This window comes from Tenacibaculum soleae (assembly GCF_030549005.1).
Taxonomy (GTDB): domain Bacteria; phylum Bacteroidota; class Bacteroidia; order Flavobacteriales; family Flavobacteriaceae; genus Polaribacter; species Polaribacter soleae.
This window is the reverse complement of the sequence record NZ_JAUOSW010000029.1, coordinates 1-1,152: the sequence shown is the minus strand read 5'-3', so window position 1 is coordinate 1,152 and position 1,152 is coordinate 1. Positions and strand designations below refer to the sequence as shown.

General features: G+C 23.4%; 1 protein-coding gene. It reads left to right on the top strand.

Annotation, left to right across the window (positions count from 1 at the left end; genetic code table 11):
- Positions 1-116: 116 nt before the first annotated feature.
- Positions 117-905, top strand: a complete 789-nt coding sequence (locus tag Q4586_RS13950; protein WP_303530000.1) for a hypothetical protein — start codon at positions 117-119, stop codon at positions 903-905.
- Positions 906-1,152 lie beyond the last annotated feature (247 nt).

The window sequence follows — 1,152 nt, the reverse complement described above, 5'->3', positions numbered from 1 at the left end:
CTCTCGGATTTTCTATTCGGTTTTTATTTGCTAAATTTAGTGCTTTAAAACGCCAAAAATCATACACAAAAACGTTGTGTACAATTATTCACTACTACGGAAAGAAACCAAAATAAATGAATTTTTTTATAATATCTATATTCATCATTACATTAATAGGTCCTATTTTATTACCTAATACAATAAGAGGTAAAACTATATGGAATAATGAAGAATCTCTTTTTGGAAAAATTTCTAAAACTAGTAATATTTCAATTTTAATTACTGCACTTTTTACTTTCCTTTATACAATAAAACCTACTTATGACTTTGAAAATATAAAATTACAGAACAAAACTTTAAAAAAAGGGAATAAAGAATATACTTTTAAAAATAATAAATTGATAGTTTCAAATAAGGAACTCAAAAAAAACAAAATAATACTTGAATCAGATTTATTTACATTAAAAGATAGTATCACTACTATGAGCTATGAACTCATAAACTTAAGAAGAGCAGAAATAAATTTAAAAGAAATAAATAAAAAATTAAACAACCAAAATAAAAATTTAGGAACACAAAAAGACTCTTTAAATTCAATAAAATATAATTTAGAAAAACGAGTGAAAAATTTATCTAATTCTGTTTACTTGTCTTCTCTTAATTTAATAGTTAAAGATATTACAGATTACAAAACTGGCTATTACGGATATATAGAAAAAGTAAAGTTTCATAAAATAATAAATGAATACTTTAAAAGAAACCCAATAAAAAATAGCATTATAGAAAAAAATATTGATTATAAGAATGAATCAAAAAAGATAATTAAAGAGTATTCTAAATCGATACCTAAAAACGAAAATTATTCTATCGAAAAGGTTTATGAGTCTATATCTTACTTTCTTGGTAAATACTATAAATTATAAGAATTTAGATTTTAAAAAAAATGAAAGGCTGAATAAAAAAACTGTACACAACACCGTGTATATTTTATTGCTTGGTTTGAGCCTACTTACGAAAATCCTCGCGGATTTTCTATTCGGTTTTTATTTACTAAATTAGGTGCTTAAATCAAGCAACAAAGCATACACAAACACGTTGCAAGTAATAGCGGAAATCACTCAGATGTAAGTAATTCGGAATTGAAAAATATCTGATTTTGAGAACTAAAAT

Coding starts and splice junctions, on each gene's coding strand:
- Q4586_RS13950 (WP_303530000.1), top strand. CDS start 117: ATGAATTTTTTTATAATATCTATATTCATCATTACATTAATAGGTCCT.